The 5,710-nt window shown below is 29.6% G+C and carries 3 protein-coding genes, 1 tRNA gene and 1 other annotated feature; all 4 genes read left to right on the plus strand.

Annotated features, from left to right (window positions below):
• Positions 1-184: amino acid--tRNA ligase-related protein (locus RR409_RS20655; RefSeq protein ID WP_332559666.1), on the plus strand; the 184-nt coding region annotated here is incomplete at its 5' end.
• Positions 185-570: 386 nt separating this feature from the next.
• Positions 571-645 (plus strand) — tRNA-Asn (locus RR409_RS20660).
• Between the two features lie 537 nt (positions 646-1,182).
• Positions 1,183-1,348, plus strand: a binding site (T-box leader).
• A 194-nt stretch (positions 1,349-1,542) separates the two neighbouring features.
• Positions 1,543-2,934, plus strand: coding sequence for a glycine--tRNA ligase (locus RR409_RS20665; protein WP_332559667.1), 1,392 nt, complete (start codon positions 1,543-1,545; stop codon positions 2,932-2,934).
• 797 nt (positions 2,935-3,731) lie between these two features.
• Complete coding sequence (gene murD / locus RR409_RS20670; RefSeq protein WP_332559668.1) at positions 3,732-5,111, plus strand: UDP-N-acetylmuramoyl-L-alanine--D-glutamate ligase; 1,380 nt, start codon at positions 3,732-3,734, stop codon at positions 5,109-5,111.
• Positions 5,112-5,710 lie beyond the last annotated feature (599 nt).

A 5,710-nucleotide genomic window follows, 5' to 3' on the forward strand; every position in this document is an offset into this window, starting at 1 on the left:
AGAAAGAGAACTTGGAGATGATGAAGCATACATGATAGATGAAGAATTCATGAGTGCTCTTGAAGTTGGTATGCCTCCAACTGGTGGTCTTGGAATAGGAATAGATAGAATAGTAATGTTCTTAACAGATGCTTATTCGATAAGAGATGTTATTCTATTCCCAACAATGAAACCAATACAATAATAACAAGATTAGATTGAGAGGCTATCCTTATATGGATAGCCTCTTATATTTCATATATACAAATATAAGGTATCAAGTATGAATTTATCCTTAGGAAAAACATATTAATTAGTGGGGCTAAAATAGGTCTTTCTGTGAAATAATAATTGTCTTATAATAATTCTTTAACTTTAACAACTTATGATATATAAAAAGTCTCTTATAAACTATTGAGACATTCTGCCATAAATAAAAAATATCTAAGTTGGATTAGATGCGATAGCGAGGGTAGTTTAAGTAAGGCTGAAAAAAGTCTAATCTATATTTAAAAAGCATTATAAAAATTTTATAAAAAGTATTGTATTTTTAGGGGAAATGGATATAATATATATTGTAAGGCAAAATATTCCGCGATAGCTCAATGGTGGAGCACTCGGCTGTTAACCGATAGGTTGGAGGTTCGAATCCTCTTCGCGGAGCCATTTTTATTTTTTGAACAATTATGAAATAAGTATATAAGGTTGGTAATTACCAATCTTTTTTTATTGTGTAGAATTAGAGGTTTTATATTAATGTGATCTTTAAAAAAGCAAAAATAGATTGTGATAAGTATTTAAATTCTAATTTCATTATAAAATCTGGAGGATACAAATTTTATAATTTCATAAGAACTATTATATTGAAGACATAATTGTATTACTTTTATTGTAAAATCACATATAACAATAAAGAAGAAGAAATTTTCTTTTATAGAAGCTATAGGCAAAGATATAAGAGAAAATTTATTGTAAAGAAGAGTGAGATGCAGAAGAATTTTAGATAAATTTATAAAAAGCATAAAGATAAACAGTAATGGAAATAATAAGATAAAGATGAAAATTATCGCTACGTTAGCTTGACATTAAAGTAAGTTTTGGTAGAATATAAATTATAATCTTGTGTTATATAAATATGCACAATAGATCATAGGATTATTATAATAGTATTATTAGAGTTTTTCGTTTTTAAATAATATAATATTTATCACAATGATAAAGAAGAGTAGTGTTAATTTCTTTTATAGAGAGATGATGTGTGGTGGAAATCATTAAGAGATTAATATGAAGGGAGCTTTTGAGTGGGAGTTTTGAAAGATGGGCTATTGCCAATAAGGGTGGAACCGCGGAATTATATTTCGTCCCTTAGTTGGTAAAGCTTTTTTTATTTTTTAATAAATTATTCAGTAGAATAATGAGGCAAGACTCTTGTTTTATTTAGGATCGTGCTAAGGCAATTATAAGTAAAAGTGAAATTGAAATAAAAAGTCAGTGTAAGTCTTGAATTAAGAATTCATGCTTATGATTAACTATAAATAAAATAACTTAGATGGAGGTAATAATATGGCAGCAGAATTAACAATGGATAAATTAGTTGCGTTATGCAAAAATAGAGGATTTATATTCTCAGGGTCAGAAATTTATGGAGGATTAGCAAACTCTTGGGATTATGGTCCTTTAGGAGTAGAGTTTAAGAATAATGTTAAAAAGGCTTGGTGGAAAAAGTTTGTACAAGAAAGTCCATATAATGTGGGATTAGATTGTGCAATACTAATGAATCCTGAGGTTTGGGTTGCATCTGGACACGTTGGTGGATTTTCAGATCCATTAATGGATTGCAAAGAATGTAAAGCTAGATTCAGAGCAGATAAGTTAGTTGAAGACCATATGACAGCTCAAGGTGCAGAAGTTGCAGTAGCTGATGGATGGACGAATGAAGAGTATAAAGAGTATATAGATAACCATGAAATTCTTTGTCCTAAGTGTGGAAAAAGAAACTTCACAGATATAAGAAAGTTTAATCTTATGTTTAAAACTTTCCAAGGTATTACTGATGATAGCAAAAATGAGATTTTTCTTAGACCAGAAACAGCTCAAGGAATTTTTGTAAACTTTAAGAATGCTCAAAGAACTTCAAGAAAGAAAGTTCCATTTGGTATCGCACAAATAGGTAAATCTTTTAGAAATGAAATAACACCAGGAAACTTCATATTCAGAACTAGAGAATTTGAGCAAATGGAGTTAGAATTCTTCTGTAAGCCAGGAACAGATCTTGAATGGTTTGATTATTGGAAGGATTATTGTAAAAAGTTCTTATTTAATCTTGGAATGAAGGAAGGAAATTTAAGGTTTAGGGATCATGGTGAAGAGGAGTTATCTTTCTATAGTAATGCTACTTGCGACATAGAGTTCTTATTCCCGTTTGGATGGGGTGAACTTTGGGGTATAGCAGATAGAACGGATTATGATTTAAGAAAGCATATGGATCATTCTAAAGAGGATTTAAGTTATCTTGATCCTGTTACTAATGAAAAATATGTGCCATATTGCATTGAGCCATCACTTGGAGCAGATAGAGTTGCCTTGGCATTCTTGTGCAACGCATATGAGGAAGAAGAGCTTGAAGGTGGAGATGTAAGAACTGTAATGCACTTACACCCAGCCCTTGCACCATTTAAAGCTGCAGTACTTCCTTTAAGTAAAAAATTAAGTGATAAGGCTTTAGATGTTTACTCTATGCTTTCTAAAAAGTTCAGTGTGGATTATGATGAGGCTGGAAGTATAGGAAAAAGATATAGAAGAGAAGATGAAATTGGAACCCCATTCTGTATTACAGTTGATTTCGATACATTGGAGAATAACACTGTTACAGTAAGGGACAGAGATACAATGGAACAAATTAGACTTTCTATAGATGAGCTTGTAGGATACATCGACAATAAGATAGAATTTTAATTGTACTAAGGTTATTTAAGAAAAAAGAGAAAATAGTATCCTTAATTCTACAAATTACGACTTGAAAATCAATTCTACAATTCTGAAATTAATAAAAAGGAAAGCTGAAAACAGCTATAAATAAAGCTCCTGGGTTTATCTCAGGAGCTTTTATATACGGAAAATGCTTTGTATAATTTCTAAAAATCCTTTTAAATTAAATACTATATAGTGTTAATTATGAGGCCATTACTGGTTTTGGGTAAAAAAATAACCGGATATACATCCGGTAAAATAGGGTTTAATCATGGGGATATGTTATGTGTCATGTTAAAACTTTGGGGATCGCTTTAACATATTTCCTTACGGCACATAAGTTAGTATATCATAGCGAAATTTGTAAATCAATATGTCGAAATTAAGTTTTTATATTTAATTTATTCTTATAATTCTGATTATAGGAAAAAATGCCAAAGATATGAAGAGTAAGCGTGTATATGGATGTGAAATATTGTAGAAAACCAAAGTGAGAATCTAGCTTATACATGAATTTGCCTTTATTAATTTAAGGTTTTGGGAAATGAATAAATTAAAAATTTATCATAGAAACTTATAAGACGGCGGTATTATCAAAAGTGAAAGTTTATCATAATGGAAAATAGTATATAAAACGATATTTGTTAAAAACTTAATAAGTGATATAATTAGTAGTAGTTTTATATTACTAATTTAATTAATTACATGGATTATTACAAGATATAAGTAAAATTAGGTTTTTATTTAAGTAGATTAAATTATGTATATTATGGAGGCATATAATGAGAAGAAGTTTTGATGATTTTAAAAAATTTATTAAGAATAAAAGTGTAGCAATAGTAGGTATAGGGGTAAGTAATATACCTTTGATAGAGTTTCTTGTTAAATTAGATGCTAAAGTTACGGCATTCGATAAAAAGACTCTAGATCAATTACAAGAAGTAGTGAATAGATTTTCAAACATGGGAGTTAAATTTCAGTTAGGTAACGACTATTTAGAGAATTTAAAAGGCTTTGATGTGATTTTTAAAACCCCATCAATGAGAATAGATAGTGATGCTTTTACTGCAGCTAAGAAAGAAGGAACATACATTACCTCTGAGATGGAGGAGTTTGTAAGATACTGTCCAGCAAAGGTTTATGGAATAACAGGAAGTGATGGGAAAACAACCACCACATCTTTGATTTATAGAATTTTAAAGGAAGAAGGATATAATACTTGGGTTGGAGGAAATATAGGAACTCCATTGTTTACAAACATCGAAGAAATAATACCTAGTGATAGAGTAGTATTAGAATTATCGAGTTTTCAACTAATGACTATGACAGATTCACCAGATGTATCGTTGATAACAAACTTATCACCAAATCATTTGGATATGCATAAGGGCATGGAGGAATATGTAGACTCTAAGAAAAACATATTCAAATATCAGAATGATAATGGGTTATTAGTGCTAAACCAAGATAATAAAATTACTAGTTCTATGATTGGTGAGGAAAAAGGGGAACTATATACTTTTAGTACAAATGAAGTCATAAAGCAAGGAGCTTATTTTAAAGATGGTATTCTTTATGTTAAAGGTGAAAAAGTTTGTGCGAAAGATGAAGTTAAGTTAAAAGGCATGTATAATATTGAAAATCTTCTAGCAGCATTTACTGCAACTTGCAAGGAGGTTTCCATAGATACAATGAGAAAGATTGCAATGACCTTCACTGGTGTAGAGCATAGAAATGAATTTGTTAGAGAATTATACGGTGTAGAATACTATAATAATTCTATTGCCTCCAGTCCAACAAGAACAGTAGCAAGTTTACTATCTTTTGAAAAACCAGTTATACTAATAGCGGGTGGATATGATAAAAACCTACCTTTTGAACCACTGGCTTTCGAGGGTCATGAAAAGATAAAAGCTTTAGTGCTATTAGGAGCTACTAAAAACAAAATAAAAGGTGCTTTTGATTTACTGAAAGAAGAAAAAGGAATAGAAGTGCCTATCTATATAACGAGTTCTTTAGAAGATGCTGTGAATAAAGCAAGAGAAATCTCTATGGGAGGAGATATTATAACACTGGCACCTGCTTGTGCAAGTTTTGATATGTTCCCTAATTTTGAAATAAGAGGAAATAAGTTTAAAGAAATAGTTAATGACTTAAAATAAAGACTATTAAAAATCCAAGTTCGCTACTAATAATGAACTTGGATTTTATGTTTTAATGGAGTTGATTTGAAAAGAGAAGTTTTTTATTGAAAAGTGATGGAATACTACCATAGAGAATTAGGTAATAAAAGAAGTTTTAGTTTCTTAATGGTGATCACTTGATATATTTAGATTCACTTGATTATAGTAAAGTTAATGATGAGATTATAATTTATCTATAATAATTAGGTTTATGAACTGTAATAAAAGTAAACTTCACCAAGTGTATCATTACAAGAAATATTTAGAAATTTAATGTAAAAGATAGAAAATAGTACATAATTTTGTTTAATAATGAATATAGAACTATAAGAGCAGTAATAATGTTATATAATACATCTTGTCGCTGAGTTAATAACAAATGCACAGCGAAAACATCATAAATGAAATTTTTGTAGAGAGTGAAAAAAATCCTAAAAAGTTTTAAAAAAGATGTTGACAAGAAAAAATAAAGATGATAAAATTTAAAAGGTCATCAGGTGGTGACAACGCTACAATGTAGCGATAATTGGTCTTTGAAAATTAAACAGAGAAAAAGGTAAAACCAGTTAATTCCGAAT

This window comes from Clostridium sp., assembly GCF_036642255.1.
Lineage (GTDB): Bacteria > Bacillota > Clostridia > Clostridiales > Clostridiaceae > Clostridium_J.

Bases quoted from the DNA above. Each gene is read 5' to 3' on its own strand.
- RR409_RS20665 (WP_332559667.1), top strand. From the start codon at position 1,543: ATGGCAGCAGAATTAACAATGGATAAATTAGTTGCGTTATGCAAAAAT.
- murD (WP_332559668.1), top strand. From the start codon at position 3,732: ATGAGAAGAAGTTTTGATGATTTTAAAAAATTTATTAAGAATAAAAGT.